The sequence below is a fragment of the Oceanobacillus aidingensis genome (assembly GCF_042654105.1).
Classification (GTDB): Bacteria; Bacillota; Bacilli; order Bacillales; family Amphibacillaceae; genus Oceanobacillus; species Oceanobacillus oncorhynchi.
Genome location: NZ_JBHSFT010000045.1, coordinates 36,606 through 61,665, shown reverse-complemented (window position 1 = coordinate 61,665; position 25,060 = coordinate 36,606). Strand labels below are relative to the sequence as shown.

The following is a 25,060-nucleotide window of genomic DNA, read 5'->3' as shown; positions in this document are numbered from 1 at the left end:
GGTTTTGAATATGGCTAATTATACGTTAGAAGAAAAAGACAGCTTTGTTGTGTTAGGCTTTGGTACAGATCTAAAGAGTGATTATACAGATTATATGGGCATCAATCAGGAAAAAGCGGATTTCTGGAATACAGTAAATGAGGATGGAACGCTTGATAAGTTAAAAACCGTTGCTGAAAATGAGTCTGTTTTTATTGTGAATGAAGCAGTGAATAACAAGATGATGCATTATGTCGGTGTGCTGACAAAAGAGACTTTACCTGATGCGACAAGGGTGATTCAATTTCCTCAAGGGGAATATGTTGTTGTCAAAGGAGAAGCGGAAACAGCTGAAGTCCTGCATGAGACACTTACTGGTATGGCTTTTGGCGAGGCTCTGCCGGCAGCACAGGATGTTGCGTATGTCGGCGGACCAAATACCTCTGTTGAGATGGGACAGCGCGACGGTAAGGTATTTGGTGAAATGTGGATTCCTGTAGTCCGGAAGTAATAATGTTCTGACAACTTAGATACCAAACAACCTGCCTGTGTATACAGACGGGTTGTTTGACTGATTATTACTTACCTATACAAAAGCATTCTTCTTATATTTCCTCTCTACAATCTTTTTTCTTTAATCTTATCAATGTTAGTTTATAATGAGATACATTAAAACATCCCATTACTTCAAATTTTCAACAAACTCTTTATAATTTCTGGCTTTTATCAATCTCTTAACCAACGTACTATTATCAATTATCTCTCCAAGCATTTCATACATTCCCTGCAGGTCTTCCTGAGAATATTTTTTGACACATAAAAGGCAAATAAATTGTACTGGTTTATCTTTCCATTTAATCGGTTTTTCTAACGTACATATAGTTAAAAAAGTTTTCTCCGTTTTCGGAGTTATTGGATGTGGTATAGCTACTAAATTGCCGTATGAGGTAGGGGCAACCTCTTCTCTTTCATAAACTGCTTCTATAAATGTATCGTCTACGAGGCCCTTCTTAATCAATTCATTGTTAAGAAAGCTTAAAACTTCATCCATTGTTTGATACTCTTTTCGAAGAAACATTAAATTTTCATTAAAATAGGTATTTATAGATTGGCTTTTCTCCTCTACAAATTGTCCAATTTTAATTAAATCATTTTCCCCTAGAATAGCATTTACCTGAATTACCGGCACCGAAATTTCACCAGAAATCGGAATAGAACTAACAATAAAATCAATATTATTTAAATTATAATTACGTAATTTATAATACTCCGTCGTGCCAACAACATCCAGTTCTTTACCAAATTGATTTTTCAATTTATAATAAATTAATTGAGCTGTACCAAAGCCCGAAGCACAAACAATTAAACAACGCTTTGGTCCTGACATCAGCTTTCTTCTTTCTATCGCCGCCCCTATATGAAGTGCAATATAGCCGACTTCATTCTCATCTATTTCTGCTCCCATTTCTTCGCTAATTGTCAGCCCAGCTGAAATAGCTGCTTCAAATGCCAGCGGATAATTCTTTTTTATCTCTTCCAACATCGGATTGCGGATATTCATACCGTACTTATATCGATTTACTGCTGGTTTTAAATGAAGGCTTAACCCAAAAATCAATTCTTTATCGTCTTTTATTCCCAAATTAAATTCTTGATCTATTTTATCCAGCGCTCTAGAAACATAACAGAGAATATTCTCATCAATCACTTCTTCTACCGCGTTATTTGCTTGAGAAAGCATTTTTGTCCCGAGCAAATGAAGTGTAATATAAGCTACCTCAGCTTGAGGAAATGTAATCTCTAACTTTTCCTCTATTTCCTTAACAATCTCCTGAGCTACTTTATATTCCTTCTGTTTCAAAATATCCTGTACGTCCATATTATATAGTTTTACATAATGTCCACTTTTAGTTCGTTTATAGGCAATAACAATATGCACTAGCAAATTATTCAATGCAATGTCTGAAAGAGTGATTTGATGAAAATTAATTTGATTCATAATTATTTGCAAAAATACATTTAACAACTTTTGATCAAAGCTTGTTAAATGTAAATCTCCCAATTGTTCACCCATTTCTTCCTTTCGGTCAAATATATATTCAGACATACAAAAACGAATCTTCATTTCATCCCCTTTCACCTTCAAACCATAATTCGGACGTACATCTAAGTCAATTTCATATGCAGACAGTATTACTCTCACATGCTTTAAATCATTTTGAATGGTAGACCTGCTAATATACATTTCTTCTGCTAGATCGTCTAACTTAATATAATCTTGATTAAGTAAGAGACGAATGATAATATATTTTATTCGTTCCTCAGGTGTCCGCGGAACATACTCGCCGACGGTTTGATCATGACTTGATATTTCTTTTAAAAAGTTACGAAAGTATTGTTCATCGATAACCTTCAGCTGATAACCCTTCCCTTTTAACGATTCAATCGTTCCACCATGCTCTTTTAACAAGCTAGAGAGGGCTTTCATATCTTCCCTTGTTGTTCTGACTGTGACATGATTTACGGCAGCAAGATACCTCCCTGCTACAGGAGCTTCTGCTGCCATTAATTCTCGTAATATCATTTTCATCCTATTTTCTAACATCTTTTTACTTCACCTTACTTTCGGGTGTGTAAATATATTTATTTCTTCTATATAAATTATTTTAACAATAAAGGTCCTGACTCAAACATAGAACCAGAACCTTTACCTATATTTTTTTTTAGAACATAGCAAACTTTAAAGTTTTCACAATCTCAATTATAAATGCCAAACAATTATCTGAGAAAAAGCGTTCCTGATTCCGTATTTAAATCCACAGAAAACATTTCAAAGTGGACACTTACAAACAATCTAAAGAAAGCGGACCGCTGCGTCGTTTTTTAATAGAGTTCTCTTACTAGAAACCATTATTTTCGGAAACCTCTTTAATCCAATGTGCACTTTTCTTCGGTGTACGTTTTTTAGTTTCTAAATCAACGGAGAAGAAACCATAACGGTTTTTATAACCATTCATCCACGACCAGTTATCCATAAAGGTCCATAAATGATATCCCTTAGCATTACATCCCTCTTGAATTGATTTATGCAGCCATTTTAAGTGTCCCTGAATAAATTCAATACGATAATCATCCTGAATTTCTCCATTTTCCAAGAATCGTGCTTCATCTTGAACTCCCATTCCATTTTCAGAGACAAAGGATTCAATGTTTCCATAGTTCTCCTTTAAGTTAATCATAATATCATAAATTCCTTTTTCGTAGATTTCCCATCCACGGTATGGGTTCATTTTTCTACCCGGCATTTCATAGTTATCGAAGAACCAGTCTGGCATAAAAGGACTATATGGATTTGGTAAATGCTCTTTCGCTTTCACACGGCGTGGTTGATAATAGTTAACACCTAGAATATCAACAGTGTTAGCTTTGACAAGTTCCTTATCACCATTTTCAGTGATGGGTAATTGACCATACTCCTTTAATATTTCAATTAATTCCTCAGGATATTCTCCCAACACAGCCGGATCTAAAAAACTACGGTTAAAAAATAAGTCTGCAATACGTGATGCTTTTATGTCAGCAGGATGTTGACTTCGCGGGTAAGATGGAGTCAGATTTAAAATGATACCTATTTTTCCATCTCTCATTCCTGAAGCACGGAAAGCCTCAACTGCTTGAGCATGAGCAATCATCGTATGATAAGCAACCTGTACTGCACGCCTTCCATCTACTATATTAGGATAATGGAAATCATAAAGATAACCGCCTTCTACTGGTACAATAGGTTCATTGAATGTAAACCATTTAGAAACACGATCACCGAACAACCGGAATGCTTCACGGGCATACATTGTATATGCATCAACAACTGATCTGCTTTCCCACCCTCCTTCTTCTTGTAACTCATATGGCATATCAAAGTGGTATAAATTCACAAAAGGTTCAATACCATTAGCAATTAATTCATCAATGACATTATTATAAAATTTCACAGCTTCGTGGTTTACTTCCCCACGTCCACCTGGGATTAGACGAGACCAAGAAATAGACAGACGAAATGTATTATGCCCAATTTCCTTCATTAATTGGATATCTTCTTTATAATGGTGGTAAAAGTCTGAGGTGGTCTCTGGTCCTACCCCTTCATAAAAACGATTGGGTTCTGTTTCATACCAATAATCCCAGATGTTTTTTCCTTTTCCATCTTTATTTGCAGCACCTTCCGTCTGTGTTGCTGATGCTGCACTTCCCCACCAAAATCCTTCCGGGAACTTGTATTGTACAGTCATGATATACCTCCTAATTATTATGATGATATAATTCAATGATCTCTGTTGCTAAATCACGAACAGTCATAGCATTCATTAAATGATCTTGTGAATGGATTAAAATAATATTGATTTCAGTACTTTTTCCATTAGCTTCTCCTTGAAGCAGGTTTGTTTGAAATTCATGTGCTTTATTTAGTTCCTCACCCGCTTCAATTAATTTACTTTCTGCTTCTTCAAAGTTTCCTTCTTTCGCTTCTTGAATGGCTTCCATTGCACTAGAGCGACCATTTCCTGCATATAAAATAATTTGAAATGCAATTTCTGTAATATTTTTCATGCACTTTCCCCTCTTTTCAATAGCTGACATCCTATATTTTATAAATAGGATTGATCCCGTTTTTACCGCTAGGACCATTTTCTTGTTAGATTAATAATTTATATTCATTTTATATATAGCGACGTACATATCCAGCATTTAGTAAATTTCACCCTCTTTCACTATGATAAAGAAGATTGCTCAATTGACAATCAGCTGGATGTTCAGTCGCAATTATATTCTTATAGCGATAATCACTTCTGCTTGTGATTCTCTTTATGCTCCAAAAAGATTGCTTTAATCCATTTTTTAATAAATAGACAATGGTGCTTTATTTTTATTTGCTGCTTTTCTTCTCATTTTCATAATAGCTTTTATCAATAATCTTAAGGAAAGGCCACCAGATTATCATTACGACTATTAAGTTAAATGCTTGCAATACTGCCCCCTGCCACGCATTTCCTGTCGCCAAGAATCCACTGAGAAGCGGCGGCGTAGTCCATGGCACAATAATTCCTGCTGGTTTTGGTACGATACCCGTTGACATCGCAAAGTACGTTATAATCGTTACAACAACTGGTGCAAGAATCCAAGGAATGAGAGATAACGGATTCATAACAATTGGCAGCCCAAAGATGATTGGTTCATTTACATTAAATATACTTGCTGGTGCACCTAGTTTGCCAAGTTCTTTCATCTGCCTGCTTCGACCTATTATTAAGATTAAAATGATAACTGCTAACGTCATACCAGTTCCGCCCATACCAACTAAGAAGGTATCAATAAACTGTTTGGTTACAACGTTTGGTATTTCTTGACCAGCTTGGAATGCTTGTAGATTTTCATTATTTAAAGCGTACCAGATTGGGTCAAATACAGAGTTTATAATAATCTGACCGTGCAATCCAAAGAACCAAAATACTTGAATTAAAAGAACAGCAATAATTGTTGCTGGTAAACCGCTGCCCAGAGCAGTCAGTGGCTCTTGAATAAGCGTATAAATAAAATTCTGTATCGTATCAAACGGAGTAAAGCTGAATACAATTCTGAGAACTAAAAAGATGGATAATGTCAAAGCAACCGGAATCAATGCACTAAATGATTTAGAAACCTGATCTGGTACTCCAGCCGGCATTTTAATTGTCCAATTTTTTTGAGTGAAAAATCTATATAACTCAGCGGAAACGAATGCGGTAACAATTCCTAAAAACATGCCTTCCGCACCTAAGCTTACAGCCGGGATAGCACCAGCCACTCCTTCAAGAACTTGAGGTGTTAATATTAAGAAAGATGCGATGGCAACTGTACCACCATAAATAGCTTCCAAACCGTATCGCTGCGTTAACTTATAACCAATACCTACGATAACAAATAATCCCATAAGGCTTAACGTTGATTCTGATGCTGGCGCTAATGCATTTTGGTAAGTTGCAAACGCTTCTTCTCCAATTAACCTGTCTAAGAATGGCAGATTTGCCAAAACAACGAAAATGGAACCGAAAATAATAAATGGTAACGCAACCATGAACCCATCACGTAAAGCTGTTAAATATCTATTGTTGTTTAATTTATCCGCAATCGGCAACAGAATATTTTCCAAAAACTCCATAAACTTATTCATTTATTAGTCCTCCTTTGACGGTTATTTTTCAATCAATTCTAATGCTTGATTTAAAACAGCTTCCCCATCTACACGTCCATATGTCATTGGATCAATAACATCTAATGGAATTCCAACTTCTTCTGCTACAGGAGTATACTTCTTCTTCATGAATCTCATTTGCGGGCCAATCAAAAGAACATCTGCCTTTTCCATTTCACTTGGTGCTTTATCTTGCGCAACAGCCCAAATAGTTACTTCAATGCCTTTAGCTTCTGCTGCTTCCTCCATTTTTTTAACTAATAGACTTGTTGACATACCTGCTGAACATGCTAATAATATTTTTTTCATCTATAATTCCTCCTAAAGTGTTTTATTAAAATAATGTTTTGTGAAACTATCCTTATAGTAATTCTAAAACGCTTACAACTAAACACATTGTTTTTCCTCTTTGAAGGGGAAATACATTAAGATGTACAAAAAACATCTACACTCTCCAGTGTTGCACAAATCTTGCTTCATCTGCCTGTGCTTCGCCATATATAAAAATTCTTCAGCTTCTCAAATATTGATTCTACAACTTCCAACGAACATAACCAACACTAAAACCTTTAATACACACTATTTTGGCATGTTTTTTGCTAGATAAAAGTAAAGGAGGTGAACGAATGAGGTGTTTTATATTCGCAACACACGGCTATTTATCAGACGCATTTGTATATTCCATAGAAATGATACTGGGACAGCAAGAAAATATGCACTCTATCAAAATGAATCCAAATACGAGCACAGAATCTATCAAAGAACAATTGCAAAACATAGTTGCCCAGCAAGAATCTGATACGGAATATGTAGTGCTCACAGATATTTTAGGCGGAAGTATTACTAATTTAATGGCCGAATGGATGACGAAAGAAAATATTCATGTTCTAACCGGAACCAATCTCCCAGTGGCTATTGAATTAATTAGTAACAACGAAGATATTAGTCTCAAACAACTTGTTCACAAAAGCATCTATCAAGGAAAAGAAGGGATTGTCTATGTTAATGAAGTTGTCGAAAGGCAGGAACAGGAAAGGATGGAATTCTGATGATTAAACTGGTAAGAATCGATGATCGGTTATTACATGGGCAGGTAGCTTTTGCCTGGTCAAAGCACTATGACATCAATATCATCTTGGTGGCGAACGATAATGCTGCTCTGGATAAAACGAAACAGATGGCTTTAAAAATGGCTAAGCCACCAAGTGCCAAGCTTTATATTAAATCAGTTGAAGACGCTGTCAAAGATTTACCAAAATTGGACAACCCAAAAATGAAAGCGTTAGTCATCATTGATTCTACTAAAGACGCAAAAAGCCTTGTAGATGCCTCGGATAATATTAAAAGTATTAATGTTGGCGGAATTCGAATGGCAGAAGGAAAGAAATTAATTTCCCGAGCGGTGGCAGTAGATGACGAGGACATTAAAAATTTAAAGACCATTGAAGAAAAAATCGAAGTAGAGGTTCGCCAAGTTCCTAACGATACAAAAAAATTATTTAAAAACCTTGTTTAAAAACGCTTTGGAAGGAGGAAGAAAATGCTGCTGGAAGCGATATTGATAGGACTTGTTGGAGCAGTTGGAATCCTGGATGGCAGAATTTTTGGACAAACCATGATCGAACGACCATTAGTACTTGGTCCAGTGGTAGGGCTGATTCTTGGAGACCTGCAAACAGGGATTATCGTAGGTGCTACACTGGAATTAGTTTGGATGGGAATTGTCGGCATTGGTTCAGCCACTCCCCCAGATGTCACTACCGGAGGAGTATTAGGAACTGCATTTGCCATTATGACAGACAGTGGCCCAGAAGTTGCCTTAGCCCTAGCTGTACCAATTGCTATTTTAGCACAGTCTTTAGGAATTCTGGTTCGTACGGTAAATACTTTTTTCATTCACCGTGCCGACCGTTACGCCAAGCAAGGTGATTCAAGAAAGATAACTCTTATGCATTGGCTGGGAATTTCTTTATTCTTTTTAAATGGATTTGTACCAAATTTTTTAGGAATTATGCTGGGTTCAGAAACAGTTGAGGCTTTTGTTAATAACATTCCTGCTTTTATTACGAATGGATTAGAGGTAGCAGCTTCGATGTTTCCGGCATTAGGTTTTGCTTTGTTACTTCAAATGACGTTCAGTATGAAGCTTTCTCCATATTTCTTTTTGGGATTTGTCATTGCTATTTACTTTGGCGTAGATATCACTGGAGTCGCCATTATTGGAGCAATCATTGCAGTAATACTTTATCAGTTAGATAAATCTGATGAAGAGGAGGTTTCTTTATAATGGAAGAACAAAATAAACCGGGCGAGATTACTAAAAAAGATTTAAAAAAAGTGTTCTGGCGTTCTTTCACACTTCAGGGTTCCTTTACCTATGAAAGGATGCAGGCCTTAGGCTACCTTTATTCATTAATTCCGCTATTAATTAAATTGTATCCTAATAGCAAAGAACGAGCAGAAGCGTATCAGCGACATTTGGCATTTTTTAATACGACACCAGCTGTATCCAGTTTTATTATGGGTATATCCGGAGCCATGGAACAAAAAAACGCGAAAGACAAAGAGAATTTTGATAAAACTACAATAAATAATATTAAAGTTGCATTAATGGGGCCACTTGCAGGAATAGGTGATTCATTTTTTTGGGGCACATTTAGAGTCATTGCTGCTGGTATAGGCATCTCTCTGGCAAGCGACGGAAATATGTTAGGACCTATCCTATTCTTACTGCTATATAATGTTCCACATTTTTTAGCCAGATACTATGGAACTTTCGTAGGGTTTAATAAAGGAACAGATTTGTTAGACAAGATTCAGGAAAAAGGGCAATTTGAAAAAATATCTTTAAGTGCATCGGTATTAGGTTTGATAGTGATAGGAGCAATGACAGGAACATTGATTGACCTATCCACTCCTCTCTCTTTCAGTATGCAAGGCAGTGAAGTGAACCTGCAAGATACACTGGATGAGATTATGCCAAAAATGATACCGCTTGGTCTAACCTTATTTATACTTTATCTATTAAAGAAAAGCGTCAAAGTGAACTATATTATGTTAGGAATTATTGTAATAGGAATTGTAAGTTCAGTTTTAGGTATTTTCTAAAGGAGGAATTGAAAATGACTGTTAATTTAATGCATCAATATATTTTGGAAGAAAAGGAAGTACTGCTCCATTTACTCGAAAACAGAAAAAAGATTGTAGGACCTGTGATTCCATCTGTAAATAAAGAAGTGAGAAATGTATATATTATCGGTTCAGGGACTTCTTATCATGCGGCAGTAGCTGCCAAGCCACTAATAGAAGAAGTAACTAATTGGGAGGTTCAACCAACTTATCCCACCCATTTTATGCAAGAAAAAATATCGGACAGCAAAAACAATCTTGTTTTAGGTATTTCACAGGGAGGCAGCAGTCTGTCTACGATAAATGGGATAAAACGTGCACAGAAAATGAATATCCCGACAGTTGGAATTTCAGAATATAAAGATAGTAATCTGGCCGATATATCTGATTATTATTTACCTATTGAAGTAGGAGATCAGGAAAAGGCTGGAGCAAAAACGAAAGGATATGTAGCATCTATCCTCACCTTAATGTTATTCTCATTAGAATTTAGCGAGTATAATCAGTTACTAAGTGACGAGAAGTACAATAATTATTTGGCAAGAATGAAAAAAACTTTCGAAAAGCTGGATGAAATTGTTCATGCTTCAGAAGAATGGGTTTATCAAATCAAAGATGAATTGACAAACGCCCGCGAAATCATGGTTATCGGGTACGGGTCCCATTATGCCACAGTATTAGAAGGGGCATTAAAACTTCTAGAAACGGTAAGGGTTCCAGTCATCGGGTATGAGATGGAAGAGTATATGCATGGTGTGTATAATTGCGTCAGTGAAGATAGTAACTTTATTTTTCTGGCATCCCAACACGAGAATCGGGAAAGATTACTAGCATTGGAAGAATTTCTGAGTAAAGTTACAAACCATTGTTATTTGATAGGAAGTGAAAAAACAAATGCTTCTCCGAAAGATTTGATTATTTCCAGAGATGAAGATTCAATATTTAGTGTCTTTGAATATATTATTCCTCTACAGCTTCTATCTGCTGTATTAGCAAATGAAAAAGGAATTGATCCTGCAGTTTCTAAATTCCAAAATTTCCATCAGCTGATGAAGAGCAAATCATAATAGGGCATTGCAGCGTATCTTCCGCCACGGATACGCTGCAATAACTATTTATTTTAAAAGGATGAGATAGATGGATATAGATCAACTAATTCAATTTCTAAGTCAACAATCCATAAATAGGAAAGCGCAGCAGCTGGGAAAAGGGGCTACGGCAACTTTGTTAAGCGATACATTTCAAATGAATCGAAGTGTAGCAAGTCGCCTGTTAAATGACTTATTTCACCGGCAAGAATTAATAAAAGTGAATTCGCGTCCCGTTCTATTCTATGAGAGAAAAACATTGGAAAACTTCTATCATAAAAGAGTGGATACATTTGTCTTTAAAAGTATTTCTGATTTAAAGAGCTATTTTTCTATCAATGAAAATATTTCAGATCCTTTCCAAGAGTTTATTGGTGAATCCATGGATACAAAAAATATGATTGAACAATGCAAGACAGCAATCAGTTACCCTCCGAGCGGGCTGCCAATTCTGATTACAGGAAATTCAGGTGTGGGAAAGAGTTACTTAGCAAAATTGATTTATGATTATGCTTCCAATGAAGAGATTATTTCAAACAATGGGAAATTCATTACTTTAAATTGTGCTGAATATGCAGATAATCCTGATTTAATTACTGCGAAACTATTTGGTCATGTAAAGGGAGCTTTTACCGGAGCGGATAACCACAAAATGGGTATTGTAGAAGCCGCGAATAACGGGGTATTATTTTTAGATGAAGCACATCGATTATCTTTTGAGAGTCAGGAAAAGTTATTTCTGCTAATGGATAAGGGAGTCTATAATCCCTTAGGTAGCAATGATATAGAGAAGAAGACAAATGTCAGGGTTATTCTTGCTACCACAGAGAACCCTGGCGAAGCTTTTTTACCTACTTTTACAAGAAGAATACCAGTGATTATCGATTTACCATCTCTTAATCAAATGTCTCTAAAAAACAGACAGACATTGATTAAAAAATTTTATAAAGATGAAAGCAAACGAATAAACAAAACCTTGGATATTTCTAAAAATGTAATCTACACACTCTTTAAATATGATCCTCCCGGCAATATAGGTGAACTTAAAAACGTTATTATTTTTTCCTGTGCCAGTGCTTTACAGGAAAATTCCATGGCTGATGACAATATTTCCATTAACATCAGACATTTGCCTGAGCATTTAATAAAACTATATGCAGACAATAAGTATTATTTAAACTATCAATTCAAACATATCTTTTTAGATGAAATGGTGATTGATTACGAAGATGGACCTACATTAGCTGACAAACATATTACAAAAACAGAAAGCATAATCCATCATTTGTTTAAAGATATACAGACTAAAGTAAAAAATCATCAAGATATACCTTTTTCGGCTCTAGTAGAAGATGTAAAAAAATATTTAGACGAACTGCAGTCTTTTTCTCTTTTAGAAAGCTCTGAACAGAAAGTTAATACTATCGAAAAATTATTGTTCAATGTTCTAAAAGTTTATGATTATACCTTCTATTCACAGCAGACTATTTCAAAAATAACGAAGTATATTATTTACCGAAATGAATCATTTTCAGCGTTAACAGATGAAGAAGGTGTTTTTAGAAAGCTTTTAGAAGGCTTAAAACATGTTTATCCAAGAGAATTCAATCAGGCAAATCTGATTAAAGAAGAAATGGAAAATGTATTAGGATTAACAATTAATTTACTAGATTTGAATATCATTATTTTGTTTTTAAGAAGTTTCGAGAAGCTGACGGATAGTAAAGGAATCAAATCAATCATTGTCTGCCACGGGGAGAATACCGCTTCAAGCATTGCAAATGTAGCCAATAGATTATTGGGAAAATATCTCTTTCAAGGGTTTGACATGCCTATAGAAGTCTCTGTTTCAGATGTTATCGAGAAAATGAAATTATTCCTTAAAACCATCGATAACCATAATGATATTATTATTTTTGTAGACATGGGTTCCCTTACACAATTATCTGATCGATTAGAAAATAGCTTTAAAGGAACGATTGGTTTAGTCAATAATGTGACGACCTCCATGGTCATTGAAGCAGGAGAAAGTATCCTTCAAAACAAACCAATCAAGCAAATATTAGCGAAAATGAAGAAACAGATACCAAAGTATCAAATCATTGAACCTCCTGCAAACAAAAAAGAAAATGTTATTATTACTACCTGTGATACTGGTATCGGAACGGCTATGAAATTTAAAGAGTTATTGGACAGGATATTTAAAAACATAAAAAATATTGATGTTATCGCGTTTGATTATTCAACCTTGGAACATAACGAATCAGAAAGCGCTTTATTTGACTCGTACAACATTTTGGGTATTGTAGGAACATTGGATCCTGAAATAGAAGGAATACCCTTTGTAGCTATTGAAGACATAATCAACGGAGAAAATCAATTTAAATGGTATGAGATTCTTGGAACCGTATTGACAGAAAGCGAGATAACCGTACTTAACGATAAGCTTCTTAAGCAGTTCTCAATGCAAAGTGTGCTTGATCATATCACGATATTAAATCCTGAAAAAATCATTAATCATGTTGAAAGAGCATTAAGCTTGTTACAGGAAATATTTCAAATTAAATTATCTAATTCTTCCAAAATCAGTTTATACATTCATATCAGTTGTTTGATAGAAAGACTCGTCAAACAACAGCCAATAGAGATTTATGCAGAATTAGATAATTTTGAGCATAAGCATCGAGAATTTATAGGCGGTATTAAAAAGGCGTTCATTCAATTGGAAAATGTTTATAACATCACTCTGCCGACGAGTGAAATCGGTTATATCCACGATATTATAAAGCACAATCATCTGGATTTTGCGTATTAGAATTATAATTAAGACGCTTCAATGTGTTACTGGCTAGAATATTATAGATGTTTATCAAGGTTCAACCTATTAAAAACTCTCCGATATAGTAATATTTTTTCATAAGTTCTTCACTATATCGGGAAGTTCATTTTTTAACTTTTAATATATCCTTTAGGTTTTCTAAGGTGGTCAGAGAATTCTTTTTAATAATATCTCATTATACACCTTAAAAGATGTGCTTACTTATCAGCATTCCGGCTGTTCATACAGTCGGAATATTAATTATTAATCCAGTATCTGAGGTGTAGATTTAGAGGATTAAAAATAGAGGTGGATTCATATAACATTAAATTTTTATAACCAATTTATCAACTACTTGATTTTATACCAGGAGTAAGTTCTAATTTTTTTAAATCAATCACAAAACGATGCTTTTTTAATATGTCCAAACCCAGTAAAGCATTATGGTTGTTCGGCAACATACCGACATCTATTTCAAAATTTTTTATTGTGAAATTACCAATAACAATATGATTCATAGCCTTTGTATAAAAAGGTACTGTACTACCAATCCCATATGCTTCATAAATAGCATCTCCATTTTCATACATAACACCGATTTCTTCTAAAACATAAGTTGACCGTCATAGAATAATTTCATATCCCCTCCCCACTTTCACCATAGGATCTCTCCGTAAATGAATAATAAAATCTCGATTAGAAGTATGCTACAGCATTGTACCTTCTTTAGCATGAAAGAATTCTTTATTAGCATTCTTCTCTGAAACTGATTGAATCAGTTCTACTTCATCAACAATTTTTTTATCTCCTTCTTCATGATAATCCAGTATAGAAACCAATATAAACTGATTAGGAAATAATTCTCTCGCTTCTAGCCATCTCATATTCATATTCACCTTCCTATTATAGTATAAAGAAATACAGTATTTAGCTTAACCACCTTACCTTGTCAAAATATAGAAGATTCCCTCCCCGTTTTAACACAATCTCTAATACGTCCTTATATATTCAGTAAAGAAGGATTCATCATGATTAGTATAATCTTTGCTGCCTTGACAGAGTAATTGAAACATTTTAACTTCCCTATAGCTTCTCTTGATTAAAAGTATGATTTACCCCCACAAAAAAACACCTCTGCCCATCACAGCAACAGAAGTGTCTTTCACATTATTCCGCCTTACTTACCTCATCTGCATAACCTTCACTTTTCGTATAAATTGTTAACCCCTTAATATTCTTTCCTTTATCCGAAAAAACAAAACTCGCCAGATAACCGACAACAAAGGAAACTAAGAAGGAAACCATACTCACAGCAAATGGAGTCATATCCGTTCCTTGGACAAAATAAGCTACAATAGCCGCAGTTCCCAAACCTATAAAAACACCCGGCGTGTTTGCCCGTTTCGTTAAAATGCCTAATGCGAATACAGCTGCGATAGGTACTCCAAATAATCCAGTTATATCTAAAAATAGATTCCATGTTTCTGCTCTATTGGTAGAAACCAAGTATAACGCGGCAGTCATTCCTAATACGCCAGCAATAATAACTACCAACCTTGCAAGTAATACATCATTTCCCTTCTTCTTTTCAAAAAAGCGCTGTTTAAAATCAGTAATCACACAGGCAGAGATACTATTTAAACTGGAAGAAATAGTTGATTGAGCTGCTGCAAATATTGCTGCAATCAATAACCCTGCTACACCAGCTGGAAGCGTTGTTACAATAAAGTAAGGAACAATAGCCGACGTATTTACCTCTTCCGGTAAACCTCCCGAATTAGAGTAGTAACTATACAACATCGTTCCCATCCCATAAAATATCGGAATCGTAATAAGTGCAAGCGCTCCATTTGTCCAAAGTGATTTATTCGTTTCTTTCATAGATTTCGTTGTTTGGTAACGCTGTACAACATCCTGACTCGCTGTATATTGATGCAAGTTATTAAAAATCGAACCTAAGAAGATGATAGGTATCGCAGCTGCAGCAGTTCCAAACTGAAAGTTCCCTGCAGTGATTAACTTATCATTCTCTAAAGCATCCGAAATAATTGTTGAGAATCCGCCATTTATATAGTTTATCCCAACACCAATGACAAGGATAGCTCCTCCAAGCAGGATGATTCCCTGAATAACATCGCTCCAGATGACACCCTCTATTCCACCGAGGAAAGTATAAATAATACATAAGATACCTACGATAGAGGCAATCAACATGGGGTTTATATCTGAAACCGATGTAATGGCAAGCGTAGGCAGATACACAACAATTGCCACACGTCCAATATGAAATAAAATAAATAATAAACTTCCCACAACTCTTAATGACGCCCCAAACCGTACCTCTAAATATTCATAAGCACTGGTAACGTTCAGCTTTCTGAAAAAAGGGATATAAAAATAAATCAGGATTGGAATAATTGCAAAAATAGCAATATTCCCTGCTGCATAAGACCAATCTGTCAAAAATGCCTGCTCAGGTGTAGACATATACGTGATCGCACTTAATGTCGTAGCATAAATACTAAATCCTGCTGCCCACGCCGGGATTTTCCCGCCAGCAGTAAAAAATTCGTCTGTATTTTTACCAGCCTTCTTTGTAAAATAAAGACCCACTCCCAGCATTGCAATCAAGTATACAATAATGACCAACCAGTTAGCCGTTCCCAGCCCTATTTTATCCATCTTATTTCACTCCTCGAATTATAAGATTTTTTACACACCTTCTGATAAAGCGTTTTCTTATTTAAGCGCAAAAGCCATTAAAAATGACTTTTGCACGCATATATTACAATTGGAATTGCTCTACTAATTTAACTACTTCTTCCTGCTTTGATTCATCAAAAGCTTTCATTGGCTGCTTGGTTGTCCCTGCGTCGATTCCTTTTACTTTTAAAATTTCTTTCAATGTCTGATAGATTCCCAGTTCAAGCACTTTTTCAATTAAATCATTGGTAACATGCTGAATTTCATAAGCTTCGGAAACCTTATCCTGCTGGCAAAGTTCAAATATCTGTTTTGCCCGCTGACCGTTTACATTGTATGTGCTGCCGATGGCTCCATCCACCCCGGAAATAGCACCGTAAATCAACATTTCATCAAAACCGGAATAAATCAGTTTATCAGGAAACTTATTTCGCAGTCTTTCTAACAGGAATAAATTGCTATCTGTAAATTTAACACCAATTACTTTTTCATTCTCAAACAGTTCTTCAAATTGAGCCGTTGAAATAGCCACACCGGTTAAGGCTGGAATAGCATAAATAATCATATTATTATTCGTTTTTTCAATGATGGTTTCATAGTAGGTCTTGATTTCTTCAAAACCAAATGGATAATAAAACGGTGTCACTGCAGAAAGACTGTCATAGCCTAACTCTGTAGCATATTGTCCTAACTCTACCGCTTCATCTAAATTAATCGAACCAACCTGCGCAATTAATTTCACATCTGACTTTGCTTCTTCTTTCACTGTTTTAAAGATAAATTTCTTTTGTTCCAGCGACAACATGAAATTTTCTCCAGAGCTTCCATTAACATATAATCCATCGACTTTTTGCACATCTATATTCTGCCTTACAATTTCTCGTAAACCTTTTTCCTTCACCTTTCCTTCTTCATCAAAAGGAACCAATAATGCTGAGAAAATACCCTTCATAATAAAAAACCTCCAAAGTAGTTGAAATAAATAAGTCTTTAAATATATAATATGGTCAGACCAATTTTCGATATGTTCATCATAGAAGGTGTCACCTTAATTGTCAAGATAATTTTTAGTAAATTTCGATTCCTGTATGCGTTTTATTTCTTTGAACCTTGAGAACACGTTGGCAGGAATGATAATTCTTTTAGATGCAAAAAATTATTATTATCTTCTTTTTTGCCTTCTGCTTATGCTGCTTCCTTATGTGTTATGATTATTCTATTAGGAGTGGTGTAGATGGCAATTCAAAAAACATCATTAGTAGAAATAGCAATGGATAGGATTAAAACATATATTCTTGAAAATAAATTAAAAGAAAATGATAAACTGCCTACGGAAAAAGAACTTATTGCCAAGCTGCAGGTAAGCAGAACGGTAGTAAGAGAGGCGTTAAGATCTTTAGAATCTATTGGTATCTTAAAAATCAAACCCGGCGGCGGAGTTTTTGTAGGGGACTCTGATTTCCGTTCAATTAAATCCATTCTCAAACATCATTATGAAGCTCATGGCGTAAAGATTAGAGAGCTGGTTGAAATCAGAAAAATTCTGGAGCTGGGTGCTTTAAGGCTGATTATCGAAAAAAATTTAGATGTAGATTTCGATTACCTGGAAAGCTTGAATCAAGAGTACTACCAAGCAATTACCCATAATTGGGACACCAAAAAATATGATCAGCTGTTCCACCAGCATATTATCCAAGAAGCAGATAATGAAACGTTTTATAATTTCACCGAGGTGATTCAAGAGTATTTCTCGCTTGTAAAAATTGATTTAATGCAAAGCAAAAAAGACTTGTTAGCATCTTACAAGGAGCATAGCGAAATACTGGCAGGTCTCAAAAACAAAAATTTAGAATACAGTCATAAAATCATGTCTGTACATTTTGAACCTATCTTTGACTATATTTATGAAATGGAAGGGTTAAAAGAAGATGGAACCAATTAATGCATCGGAAAGAAAATCTTTAAAACAAACAATTATTCAAGAAATAAAACAATACATTATCGATAATAATTTAAAAGCAGGCGACAGGCTCCCCGCAGAAAGAAAATTTATGGAAATATTCGGGGTGAGCCGTTCTGTGATCAGAGAAGCATTAAGTTATCTGGAAAATACAGGTGTAACCAGAGTCCGCCAAGGGCAAGGTGCTATTTTAAATGAATCGAATATTGACAAATTACTTGATAGCTTCTTTTTTCTATGGCAGGTGAACGGCGGCGACTTAAAAGACATTCAAAGCCTGCGTGTCATATTTGAATCCAGCGCAATGGAAGAGATTATTAAAATTGAAAATAACAATAATCTTCTCAAACTGAAAGAGTCAGTTATAAATAATAGAGAAGCCGTGACAAGAGAAGCGTTTATAGAAGCGGATATGAACTTCCATAAACAGCTGTTAGAAGCCACGAATAATGTGTTGTTTATACAGATGACCAATATGATAACCAGCTACTTTTTTGAATCTGCATCACGTATCGATATAACACATCAAGAATTTCAAAAAATAAATGATGAACACGAAAAAATGGTAGATATGCTAATTAACAAGGATGTGGAAGGAGCAAAAAGTCTATTGACGGCTCACATAAATAATACGAAGAAAGTTTAGGTGGTGGAAGGTGAATTATGTATCGATAGATATTGGTGGAACGTTCATAAAATATGGCGTGATGGATACGAACCACGTCTTTCAATTCCAAAGCAAAGTGGAGACAAAAGTAAATATAGACGATGCCATCTATCACCAAGTAGAAGCCATTATTACGGAACAAAAGCACGCATACACGATTTCAGGAGTCGGCATCAGCACAGCTGGAATCGTTGATAGAAATAAAGGTGAAATCGTTTATGCCGGCCCAACGATTCCCAACTACGCAGGAACGGCTTTTAAAAAAAGACTGACGGAAAGATTGAATGTACCTGTATATGTTGAAAATGATGTGAACGCAGCCATGCTGGGCGAAGTTTGGAAAGGCGCTGCCAAAGGCGCAGACAACGTATATTGCTTAACGCTCGGTACCGGCATCGGAGGCGCTCATTACGATAATCATCGATTGATTGATGGAGCTAATTTAAAAGCCGACTCCATTGGCTACCTTTTATATGATCCCGAGACCAAATTGAATTACGAGCAAAGAGCCTCCACTTCAGCACTGAATAATGTGCTAAAAAGTGAACTTGGAAATGCATTTCATGCTGAAAAAGCGTTTGAACTGGCGCGCTCCGGTGACATGAAATGCTACGATGTGATTTACAAATGGACCGCAGAAGTAGCAAAAGGTTTAGCCCAAATCATTCTAATGAAAGACCCTGCGATAATACTAATTGGCGGAGGAATCTCCAGTCAAGGGGACTATCTGCTGAATCTCATTAAAAATCAGCTAACTATTTTCCTGCCAGCTCATTTTTTAAATACCGAATTGAAAATAGCGCAACTCTATAACGATGCTGCTTTATATGGAGCAGTCTTCCCACTCTTTAAGGAGGATTGATAACATGCTAGAAAAAGTGGAAAAGTCTTTAATCGTTTCCTGTCAGGCATTACCTGATGAACCGCTGCACAGTTCTTTTATTATGTCTAAAATGGCGTTAGCAGCAAAAGAAGGCGGGGCTGCCGGCATCCGCGCCAACACAAAGGAAGATATTTTGGAAATAAAAAAAGAAGTGGGCCTGCCAATTGTAGGTATTGTTAAGAGAGATTATCCAGGCAGCCCTGTCTTTATTACGGCCACATATAAAGAAATAGATGAACTTTTAGAAAGCGGCTGTGAAATGATCGCTCTCGATGCAACTGCCAGGAAACGGCCAAATAAGATAGAACTTAGCGAATTAGTAGATTATATTCGCAGTCAGAATAATAATGTTGAAATCATGGCGGACATCGCTACATTAGAGGACGCAAAAATCGTTGAGCGTTTAGGATTTGACTGTATTTCCACCACCCTTCACGGGTATACAGAAGAAACAGCCGGAGAAAAACTCTATCATCATGATTTTCAATTTTTAAAGGACGTATTGGAGGCAGTTCAAATTCCTGTTATTGCGGAAGGGAATGTCATCACTCCAGAAATGTTTAAGCGCTGTCTGGATTTAGGTGCTTATGCGAGTGTTGTTGGCGGAGCAATCACAAGACCGAAAGAGATTACGAAGCGATTTTTGGAAAATTAATTATTTCTGCTTAATGAAAACAGCTGTGGAGCCCCTCCACAGCTGTTTTCATTCTCTTCTATTATTAAATTATTCTTCAAGAGATGTATCAGCGGATAGCTTACTCACATCCAACCCCGTCTCTATCCCGATCTAGATGAGGGCCATATCCAGGATCACCTTCACGTACTGGTGCTGCACCAGCTTCTCTTGCTTCCGTACAGTTCTGGTACTACACATTGGAACTGGACGATGGTTCACTCGAACCCGAACTAGAATCAGATTCTGAGCTGGAGCTAGAGCTAGAGCCAGATTCGGATTCAGAGCTTGAAGAACTGTCGCTGGAGCTTGCAGTAGCCGAACTGGATTCTGCACTTGCCAGCTGTGACTCCAGGTTGCTAATATCGCCCTTTAAGGATTCATTTTCTTCAGATAATGCATCAACTTCATCATTTAGCGAATCAATTTGCTCGTTTTCCTCTTCCAAGGATGCTACCAGCTCTTCATACTCCTCTATGTCGTCAGAAGCTTCCTCTGCCTCTGCTGTCAAATCAGCTATTGCATCCTCATGCTTGCTTTCCAGTTCTGCAATCTCAGATGTATGCTGCTCTTCCAGCTCCGTAAGTGCTTGTTCATGATCAGCATGGATGCTTTCTAATTCACTGTTGAGTTCTGTATTTTCTTCTGTTAACTCTGTTACCTTCACTGTATTTTCGTCTGATTGTTCTAAGCCCATTCCAAAAGCACTCAAAACAAATCCACTTATTACAGTACTGTAGAACACTCGTTTATTTAACACTTTTTCCCGCTTGAAAATTTTCTTCTGAACAAGATGGACAATGATGTAAATAAATGCAAAAAATAATACTAAACCTCCTAGAGACTGTAACGCATAAACCACTATTCTTTTCTCCCCTTTTAATAAATTACTGCAGCTCAAAATAACTGAAGTTGCAGCTTTGTCTATTTTTTGCATCTATATCCTATTTACCTGCTTGAATGATTGCTTGTCTTATTATGTAATAATGTATAAAGTTCGTTATTTATGTTTTTGTTTATACCGTTTATAAAGTATTCGACGTCTGCAACAGGATATAAAGATACAATACTATAATCATAGTTAATTATACCTTAAATAACAAGGAAAAATGAAGTATTATTTGCTAGTTTTGATAAAAATTGAATAACTATCTTTATAATTTTTGAAATTTTAATTTTTACAGGTTTATATTATTTTTAATGAATGATTTTCATATCTAAAAAGGTGAGACAGATACCGCTCTGCCTCACCTTTCATCCCTTATTATCCTCCCGCCATCAGCGGAAAATCTGCGTTAATCGCTCTCTAGTATTAAACAAAAATAAGCCATAATAAAAATGTGAAAACAAAGGAGACAATCCCCTGTAATAAAGTTGCCATCGTTTGTGCTTTATAAGCTTGTGTAACAGTCATGCCACTGAACTCTTTCACAACCCAGAAATAGCTGTCATTTACATGGGAAACCATCATCGCTCCAGAACCAATCGCCATCACAACTAACGCTAGCGGTATGGCACCATCAATGCCCAGTTCAAGAAGGAGTGGTGCTACTAAAGTAGACGTAATAACTAAAGCTGCGGTTGATGATCCTTGTGCAGATTTTAAAGCTGCAGCAATGAAGAATGGAATAAACAGGAACAGTGCTCCTGTAAAAAATGCATTGTCTCCGAATCTTTGAATATAATCAGCAACGGGCGTCGTGCTTATTACTGTTCCGAAAGCCCCGCCAGCCCCGGTAATTAATAGAATAGGGGCAGCTTCTTTCAAGCCGATCCCAATCCATTCTGAGAGTGTTTCTTCATCATATTTTGGTAAAAGTAAAAAAGCAAATAGTACACCGATTAGCAAAGCTACTACTGGAGAACCAAGGAACTCAAAAATTTCAAAGAAAGTTCCAGTCCAGCCAGCAAATGCAATAACAGAACTAAATCCAATTAAAAGGATTGGAACAACAATCGGTGTAAAGGATTTAACCGCGGAAGGCATTTTCCCAAATTCCTTTATAATTGCATCATAATCATAGGCTGATTCCTTATTGTCTTCTCCCTCGACTTTCATTTTTGCACCGACTTTAACAGCCCATATATAACCTGTAATAACTGCTGGAATAGAAACGAGCAAGCCAACTAAAATGATAGTCCCCAAATACATTTCAGCACCGATATTACCTGCCGCTGCAATCGGTCCTGGAGTTGGTGGAACTAATGTATGCGTCGCAAATAAACCTGTTGCTAAAGCCACTGCCATTGATGCAACTGCTACCTTAGCTTTTTTTGCTAAAGCTTTTTTCAATGAAGATAAAATGACGTAGCCCGAATCACAAAATACAGGGATACTTACAATAGCACCAATTAAACTCATTGCCATTTGAGGACGTTTTTCCCCCACTATTCGTAAGACAACCTCTGCCATACGAAGCGCAGCTCCTGATTTTTCTAAAATAACACCAATAATCGTACCAAATACAATAACCAGCCCGATACTGCCCATTAAACCTCCAAATCCACCATTTACTGCTTCTACGACTTCAGCTAACGGCAGTCCAGCAATAATCCCAATACCAAAAGCAGCAATTAATAGAGAAAGAAACGGGTGCAGTTTTAACTTAGCTGTAGAAAAAACAATAAAAATAACACCAGCAATAATTAATAAAATGAGAGCAAACCCCTCCATAATAATTCCCTCCTTCATTTTTATAGATTTAATTCATACTATGTTTTGTCCTGTAGTTTCATACTGCGCTTTCCTTATTACCTTTCTGCGAACATGGCAATGATATTGCTGATTACAAAGAAATTCAGAATAAGGAAACATAGGAAAAGAGATTAAATCATTTATTAAGGCAAATAAATTTATTATGAAGTGCATTGGTATTTCACTATTTCTACCAGCGACATATGATTATAATTTAAATTAATTGAAAACGAAGGGAATAATTCTGTGAAGGGGGAAAGAATTGCTTTGATAACAAGAGGTATTCATTGCAGCTATAAAAGTGATAAGAACTTATTTTATGCAAACGGTTCATTATATCATGTGACAGTATATACTCAGAAATCGCAGGCAAGTGCATAGCTGCCTCGATTGCTATACAACTGCCTGTGATTTTCCTAAAAAACCCTCTCTAACATCCATTCTATGAATAGATAAGAAAATAGTTATTCCATATCTCCTTCCCCACCATATCCAACAATCAACTCAATCGCTGTCGGCACCTGCTTCATATCCCAAACAGGCACAATCCATGGAGGAGTATTAACCTTCTCATCAAAATCCTTTCTTACAGAAACCTCCGGATTTTGAAGCCAAATCGAATGCATCCCAACTCTATTAGCTCCAATGATATCCGTATCCCATGTATTACCTACCATAATAGCTTCATGAGGCTTGATTTCCAGTGCATCCAATACGTTATGATATACGATGCCATCCGGTTTTTCTGGAATAGCTGGATCCAGCTCTGATTTCGTCGCAAAGACATATTCAAATCTATCTAAAATATGTAATCTTTTTAATAGATTTCGAACAACGTCGCTGTCACTGGTTGCTGTATTGCTGAGAATCGCATGCTTTAAACCCATATGACTTATGGATTCCAACACTTCCAGTACATGTTCCCTTAATTCTATTTCCGGATATTCCGTAAGCGGTTTTTCATCCATTCTTCCGTTTGGCGGGGTCGTTAATGTTTCTCCCAAATCCCATATGATGTGAGTTACCATCCATTTCATCCTCTCATTTTTATTCACGTTTCATCCTTCTATTAATTCATGTACAGTATATCGTGAAAATAGCATCTTTCCTAATCATTAGAAGAAGATGCTTTCAAATAAAGTTCTCCAAACTCCCCTTCGAAATCACCCGCCCTCCATCAAAACATGCTATGATTAGCTAAACAATCAACAGCAAAGGCTTTTATGACAAAACCAATGGAGGGACAACAATGAGCTTAGACTATACCAATTCCATTCCGCTTCATGTCCAATTAAAGCAAAAAATAGAGCAGAACGTATATAATGGCCGTTATGCAGATAAAATCCCCAGCGAAAGAGAATTAATGGATGAATATTACGTCAACAGAAGTACTGTCAGACAAAGCATCCAGCAGCTTGTCCTGGAAGGCATCTTAGTGAAAAAGCCTGGAAAAGGAACCTTCATTGCGGTAAGTACCATTAATGACTGGCTTGGAAGTCTCAGCAGCACCTCTGAAAATATGGAGAAGATGGGAATGACTCCAGGAGCAAAACTGATTACATTGCAAGAAATTGAATTATTCGGAAGGTTAAAAAAGTTACCAAGCTGGAAAAGGCCCACCATTTTAAAAGAATAAGATTCGCTAATGATATTCATATGGGAATCGAAAGGCACTATTCCCCCGTTGCCTTAGGAAAGAAATTAGCACAATTCAACTTGGATCAGGAGACATTCTATGAGCTGCTGGAAAGGGAGTTAAAAGTCAAAACCTTTCAAGCAGAGCAGGAAATCAGAGCGGGAGTTTCCACAGCAAGTGATTCGGGGTTGTTGCACATTCCGGAGGGGTCAAGCATCATGATTGCAGAAAGAAAAATCACTGATAAAAACGGCGGTTTTGTCGAATTTGAGAGAGCTTTTTATCGGGCAGATATGTATTCCTTCAAAATAAAATTGTCGAGAAATAGCAAATAATGACATAATCCTCTCCTTCGCGTTAACTGGTACGGACATTCTAACCATCTTGAGAAGACGATGTGATATCGTATAAAATATGGGGTATACCTATGTATATTAGCAAAATTGGCATTCACCAATCTGTTGGCTGAATGCCTTCGTTGCCTTTATACGGATAGCAGGGTTTTATACGGTTTAATCTGTCAAAAACAGACAATTTTTTTCAAAATAACACCGTCTATCATTCAGAAAAAATTCATACCATTCCATATTCGAAGGAGAT

The 25,060-nt window shown here is 36.1% G+C and carries 25 protein-coding genes and 1 pseudogene; 13 read left to right on the top strand and 13 right to left on the bottom strand.

Annotation, left to right across the window (positions count from 1 at the left end; translation table 11 throughout):
* Window positions 1-10: 10 nt before the first annotated feature.
* A complete protein-coding gene (locus tag ACFO3P_RS16870) occupies window positions 11-490 on the top strand; it encodes a GyrI-like domain-containing protein (protein ID WP_042529769.1) in 480 nt (159 codons plus the stop codon).
* Between the two features lie 171 nt (window positions 491-661).
* Here the strand turns inward: ACFO3P_RS16870 and ACFO3P_RS16865 are convergent, their stop codons facing one another.
* The 5 genes from ACFO3P_RS16865 to ACFO3P_RS16845 all read right to left on the bottom strand — a co-directional run bounded on the left by ACFO3P_RS16865 (window position 662) and on the right by ACFO3P_RS16845 (window position 6,517).
* Window positions 662-2,584 carry a BglG family transcription antiterminator gene (locus tag ACFO3P_RS16865; RefSeq protein WP_256705076.1) on the bottom strand — a complete coding sequence of 641 codons (1,923 nt, stop codon included), beginning with the start codon at window positions 2,582-2,584 and terminating at the stop codon, window positions 662-664.
* A gap of 295 nt (window positions 2,585-2,879) precedes the next feature.
* Window positions 2,880-4,268 carry a glycoside hydrolase family 1 protein gene (locus ACFO3P_RS16860; RefSeq protein ID WP_256705077.1) on the bottom strand — a complete coding sequence of 463 codons (1,389 nt, stop codon included), beginning with the start codon at window positions 4,266-4,268 and terminating at the stop codon, window positions 2,880-2,882.
* A 10-nt stretch (window positions 4,269-4,278) separates the two neighbouring features.
* Entirely contained in the window at window positions 4,279-4,587 is a 309-nt protein-coding gene (locus ACFO3P_RS16855) for a PTS sugar transporter subunit IIA (protein ID WP_193064633.1), read from the bottom strand.
* A 316-nt stretch (window positions 4,588-4,903) separates the two neighbouring features.
* Window positions 4,904-6,187 carry a PTS cellobiose transporter subunit IIC gene (gene celB, locus ACFO3P_RS16850; RefSeq protein WP_193064632.1) on the bottom strand — a complete coding sequence of 428 codons (1,284 nt, stop codon included), beginning with the start codon at window positions 6,185-6,187 and terminating at the stop codon, window positions 4,904-4,906.
* Between the two features lie 21 nt (window positions 6,188-6,208).
* Complete coding sequence (locus ACFO3P_RS16845; protein ID WP_193064631.1) at window positions 6,209-6,517, bottom strand: PTS sugar transporter subunit IIB; 309 nt, start codon at window positions 6,515-6,517, stop codon at window positions 6,209-6,211.
* 317 nt (window positions 6,518-6,834) lie between these two features.
* Between ACFO3P_RS16845 and ACFO3P_RS16840 the strand changes: the two genes are divergently transcribed.
* The 6 genes from ACFO3P_RS16840 to ACFO3P_RS16815 all read left to right on the top strand — a co-directional run bounded on the left by ACFO3P_RS16840 (window position 6,835) and on the right by ACFO3P_RS16815 (window position 13,240).
* A complete protein-coding gene (locus tag ACFO3P_RS16840; protein WP_256705078.1) occupies window positions 6,835-7,257 on the top strand; it encodes a PTS sugar transporter subunit IIA in 423 nt (140 codons plus the stop codon).
* Window positions 7,257-7,724, top strand: a complete 468-nt coding sequence (locus tag ACFO3P_RS16835; RefSeq protein WP_256705079.1) for a PTS sugar transporter subunit IIB — start codon at window positions 7,257-7,259, stop codon at window positions 7,722-7,724. The genes ACFO3P_RS16840 and ACFO3P_RS16835 overlap by 1 nt, the downstream gene beginning before the upstream one ends.
* 24 nt (window positions 7,725-7,748) lie before the next feature.
* The gene (locus ACFO3P_RS16830; protein ID WP_193064629.1) at window positions 7,749-8,495 is read left to right on the top strand and encodes a PTS mannose/fructose/sorbose/N-acetylgalactosamine transporter subunit IIC; all 747 of its coding nucleotides are present in this window, start codon (window positions 7,749-7,751) and stop codon (window positions 8,493-8,495) included.
* The gene (locus ACFO3P_RS16825) at window positions 8,495-9,316 is read left to right on the top strand and encodes a PTS system mannose/fructose/sorbose family transporter subunit IID (protein WP_256705080.1); all 822 of its coding nucleotides are present in this window, start codon (window positions 8,495-8,497) and stop codon (window positions 9,314-9,316) included. The genes ACFO3P_RS16830 and ACFO3P_RS16825 overlap by 1 nt, the downstream gene beginning before the upstream one ends.
* Window positions 9,317-9,330: 14 nt before the next feature.
* On the top strand, window positions 9,331-10,404 hold the full coding sequence (locus ACFO3P_RS16820) for an SIS domain-containing protein (protein ID WP_256705081.1): 1,074 nt from the start codon (window positions 9,331-9,333) through the stop codon (window positions 10,402-10,404).
* A gap of 70 nt (window positions 10,405-10,474) precedes the next feature.
* Window positions 10,475-13,240, top strand: a complete 2,766-nt coding sequence (locus tag ACFO3P_RS16815) for a sigma 54-interacting transcriptional regulator (RefSeq protein WP_052484894.1) — start codon at window positions 10,475-10,477, stop codon at window positions 13,238-13,240.
* A 350-nt stretch (window positions 13,241-13,590) separates the two neighbouring features.
* Here the strand turns inward: ACFO3P_RS16815 and ACFO3P_RS16810 are convergent, their stop codons facing one another.
* The 4 genes from ACFO3P_RS16810 to ACFO3P_RS16795 form a co-directional block, all read right to left on the bottom strand.
* Window positions 13,591-13,833, bottom strand: coding sequence for a pepsin/retropepsin-like aspartic protease family protein (locus ACFO3P_RS16810; protein ID WP_052484893.1), 243 nt, complete (start codon window positions 13,831-13,833; stop codon window positions 13,591-13,593).
* 117 nt (window positions 13,834-13,950) lie between these two features.
* Window positions 13,951-14,133, bottom strand: a complete 183-nt coding sequence (locus ACFO3P_RS16805) for a P-loop NTPase family protein (protein WP_139089001.1) — start codon at window positions 14,131-14,133, stop codon at window positions 13,951-13,953.
* A gap of 277 nt (window positions 14,134-14,410) precedes the next feature.
* Entirely contained in the window at window positions 14,411-15,925 is a 1,515-nt protein-coding gene (locus tag ACFO3P_RS16800; protein WP_042529747.1) for a sodium:solute symporter family protein, read from the bottom strand.
* Window positions 15,926-16,028: 103 nt separating this feature from the next.
* A complete protein-coding gene (locus ACFO3P_RS16795; RefSeq protein ID WP_042529745.1) occupies window positions 16,029-16,898 on the bottom strand; it encodes an N-acetylneuraminate lyase in 870 nt (289 codons plus the stop codon).
* Window positions 16,899-17,180: 282 nt separating this feature from the next.
* Between ACFO3P_RS16795 and ACFO3P_RS16790 the strand changes: the two genes are divergently transcribed.
* The 4 genes from ACFO3P_RS16790 to ACFO3P_RS16775 are packed head-to-tail and all read left to right on the top strand — an operon-like array spanning window position 17,181 to window position 20,111.
* A complete protein-coding gene (locus ACFO3P_RS16790; RefSeq protein ID WP_042529743.1) occupies window positions 17,181-17,888 on the top strand; it encodes a FadR/GntR family transcriptional regulator in 708 nt (235 codons plus the stop codon).
* A complete protein-coding gene (locus ACFO3P_RS16785; protein WP_042529741.1) occupies window positions 17,875-18,552 on the top strand; it encodes a FadR/GntR family transcriptional regulator in 678 nt (225 codons plus the stop codon). Before ACFO3P_RS16790 ends, ACFO3P_RS16785 begins: the two co-directional genes overlap by 14 nt.
* A gap of 10 nt (window positions 18,553-18,562) precedes the next feature.
* Window positions 18,563-19,435, top strand: a complete 873-nt coding sequence (locus ACFO3P_RS16780) for an ROK family protein (protein WP_379542552.1) — start codon at window positions 18,563-18,565, stop codon at window positions 19,433-19,435.
* A gap of 4 nt (window positions 19,436-19,439) precedes the next feature.
* Window positions 19,440-20,111, top strand: a complete 672-nt coding sequence (locus tag ACFO3P_RS16775; protein WP_379542550.1) for an N-acetylmannosamine-6-phosphate 2-epimerase — start codon at window positions 19,440-19,442, stop codon at window positions 20,109-20,111.
* Between the two features lie 100 nt (window positions 20,112-20,211).
* Here the strand turns inward: ACFO3P_RS16775 and ACFO3P_RS16770 are convergent.
* The 4 genes and pseudogenes from ACFO3P_RS16770 to ACFO3P_RS16755 form a co-directional block, all read right to left on the bottom strand.
* A pseudogene (locus ACFO3P_RS16770) lies at window positions 20,212-20,310 on the bottom strand (excalibur calcium-binding domain-containing protein); the annotation flags it as partial.
* Window positions 20,311-20,322: 12 nt separating this feature from the next.
* The gene (locus ACFO3P_RS16765; RefSeq protein ID WP_379542549.1) at window positions 20,323-20,991 is read right to left on the bottom strand and encodes a hypothetical protein; all 669 of its coding nucleotides are present in this window, start codon (window positions 20,989-20,991) and stop codon (window positions 20,323-20,325) included.
* Between the two features lie 450 nt (window positions 20,992-21,441).
* Window positions 21,442-22,803 carry a GntP family permease gene (locus tag ACFO3P_RS16760; protein ID WP_289585059.1) on the bottom strand — a complete coding sequence of 454 codons (1,362 nt, stop codon included), beginning with the start codon at window positions 22,801-22,803 and terminating at the stop codon, window positions 21,442-21,444.
* A 485-nt stretch (window positions 22,804-23,288) separates the two neighbouring features.
* Window positions 23,289-23,852: an HAD family hydrolase gene (locus ACFO3P_RS16755; RefSeq protein ID WP_289585078.1), complete on the bottom strand. Its 564-nt coding sequence runs from the start codon at window positions 23,850-23,852 to the stop codon at window positions 23,289-23,291.
* 221 nt (window positions 23,853-24,073) lie between these two features.
* Between ACFO3P_RS16755 and ACFO3P_RS16750 the strand changes: the two genes are divergently transcribed.
* Together ACFO3P_RS16750 and ACFO3P_RS16745 are read left to right on the top strand one after the other, a co-directional pair.
* A complete protein-coding gene (locus tag ACFO3P_RS16750) occupies window positions 24,074-24,460 on the top strand; it encodes a GntR family transcriptional regulator (protein ID WP_289585058.1) in 387 nt (128 codons plus the stop codon).
* Window positions 24,461-24,480: 20 nt separating this feature from the next.
* Entirely contained in the window at window positions 24,481-24,795 is a 315-nt protein-coding gene (locus ACFO3P_RS16745; protein ID WP_289585057.1) for a UTRA domain-containing protein, read from the top strand.
* The last annotated feature ends 265 nt before the right edge of the window (window positions 24,796-25,060 follow it).

Coding starts and splice junctions, on each gene's coding strand:
- ACFO3P_RS16820 (WP_256705081.1), top strand. CDS start 9,331: ATGACTGTTAATTTAATGCATCAATATATTTTGGAAGAAAAGGAAGTA.
- ACFO3P_RS16745 (WP_289585057.1), top strand. CDS start 24,481: ATGGGAATCGAAAGGCACTATTCCCCCGTTGCCTTAGGAAAGAAATTA.
- ACFO3P_RS16870 (WP_042529769.1), top strand. CDS start 11: ATGGCTAATTATACGTTAGAAGAAAAAGACAGCTTTGTTGTGTTAGGC.
- celB (WP_193064632.1), bottom strand. CDS start 6,187: ATGAATAAGTTTATGGAGTTTTTGGAAAATATTCTGTTGCCGATTGCG.
- ACFO3P_RS16825 (WP_256705080.1), top strand. CDS start 8,495: ATGGAAGAACAAAATAAACCGGGCGAGATTACTAAAAAAGATTTAAAA.
- ACFO3P_RS16795 (WP_042529745.1), bottom strand. CDS start 16,898: ATGAAGGGTATTTTCTCAGCATTATTGGTTCCTTTTGATGAAGAAGGA.
- ACFO3P_RS16860 (WP_256705077.1), bottom strand. CDS start 4,268: ATGACTGTACAATACAAGTTCCCGGAAGGATTTTGGTGGGGAAGTGCA.
- ACFO3P_RS16790 (WP_042529743.1), top strand. CDS start 17,181: ATGGCAATTCAAAAAACATCATTAGTAGAAATAGCAATGGATAGGATT.
- ACFO3P_RS16750 (WP_289585058.1), top strand. CDS start 24,074: ATGAGCTTAGACTATACCAATTCCATTCCGCTTCATGTCCAATTAAAG.
- ACFO3P_RS16760 (WP_289585059.1), bottom strand. CDS start 22,803: ATGGAGGGGTTTGCTCTCATTTTATTAATTATTGCTGGTGTTATTTTT.
- ACFO3P_RS16805 (WP_139089001.1), bottom strand. CDS start 14,133: ATGAATATGAGATGGCTAGAAGCGAGAGAATTATTTCCTAATCAGTTT.
- ACFO3P_RS16785 (WP_042529741.1), top strand. CDS start 17,875: ATGGAACCAATTAATGCATCGGAAAGAAAATCTTTAAAACAAACAATT.
- ACFO3P_RS16800 (WP_042529747.1), bottom strand. CDS start 15,925: ATGGATAAAATAGGGCTGGGAACGGCTAACTGGTTGGTCATTATTGTA.
- ACFO3P_RS16810 (WP_052484893.1), bottom strand. CDS start 13,833: ATGTATGAAAATGGAGATGCTATTTATGAAGCATATGGGATTGGTAGT.
- ACFO3P_RS16815 (WP_052484894.1), top strand. CDS start 10,475: ATGGATATAGATCAACTAATTCAATTTCTAAGTCAACAATCCATAAAT.
- ACFO3P_RS16830 (WP_193064629.1), top strand. CDS start 7,749: ATGCTGCTGGAAGCGATATTGATAGGACTTGTTGGAGCAGTTGGAATC.
- ACFO3P_RS16840 (WP_256705078.1), top strand. CDS start 6,835: ATGAGGTGTTTTATATTCGCAACACACGGCTATTTATCAGACGCATTT.
- ACFO3P_RS16835 (WP_256705079.1), top strand. CDS start 7,257: ATGATTAAACTGGTAAGAATCGATGATCGGTTATTACATGGGCAGGTA.
- ACFO3P_RS16845 (WP_193064631.1), bottom strand. CDS start 6,517: ATGAAAAAAATATTATTAGCATGTTCAGCAGGTATGTCAACAAGTCTA.
- ACFO3P_RS16865 (WP_256705076.1), bottom strand. CDS start 2,584: ATGTTAGAAAATAGGATGAAAATGATATTACGAGAATTAATGGCAGCA.
- ACFO3P_RS16775 (WP_379542550.1), top strand. CDS start 19,440: ATGCTAGAAAAAGTGGAAAAGTCTTTAATCGTTTCCTGTCAGGCATTA.
- ACFO3P_RS16755 (WP_289585078.1), bottom strand. CDS start 23,852: ATGGTAACTCACATCATATGGGATTTGGGAGAAACATTAACGACCCCG.
- ACFO3P_RS16855 (WP_193064633.1), bottom strand. CDS start 4,587: ATGAAAAATATTACAGAAATTGCATTTCAAATTATTTTATATGCAGGA.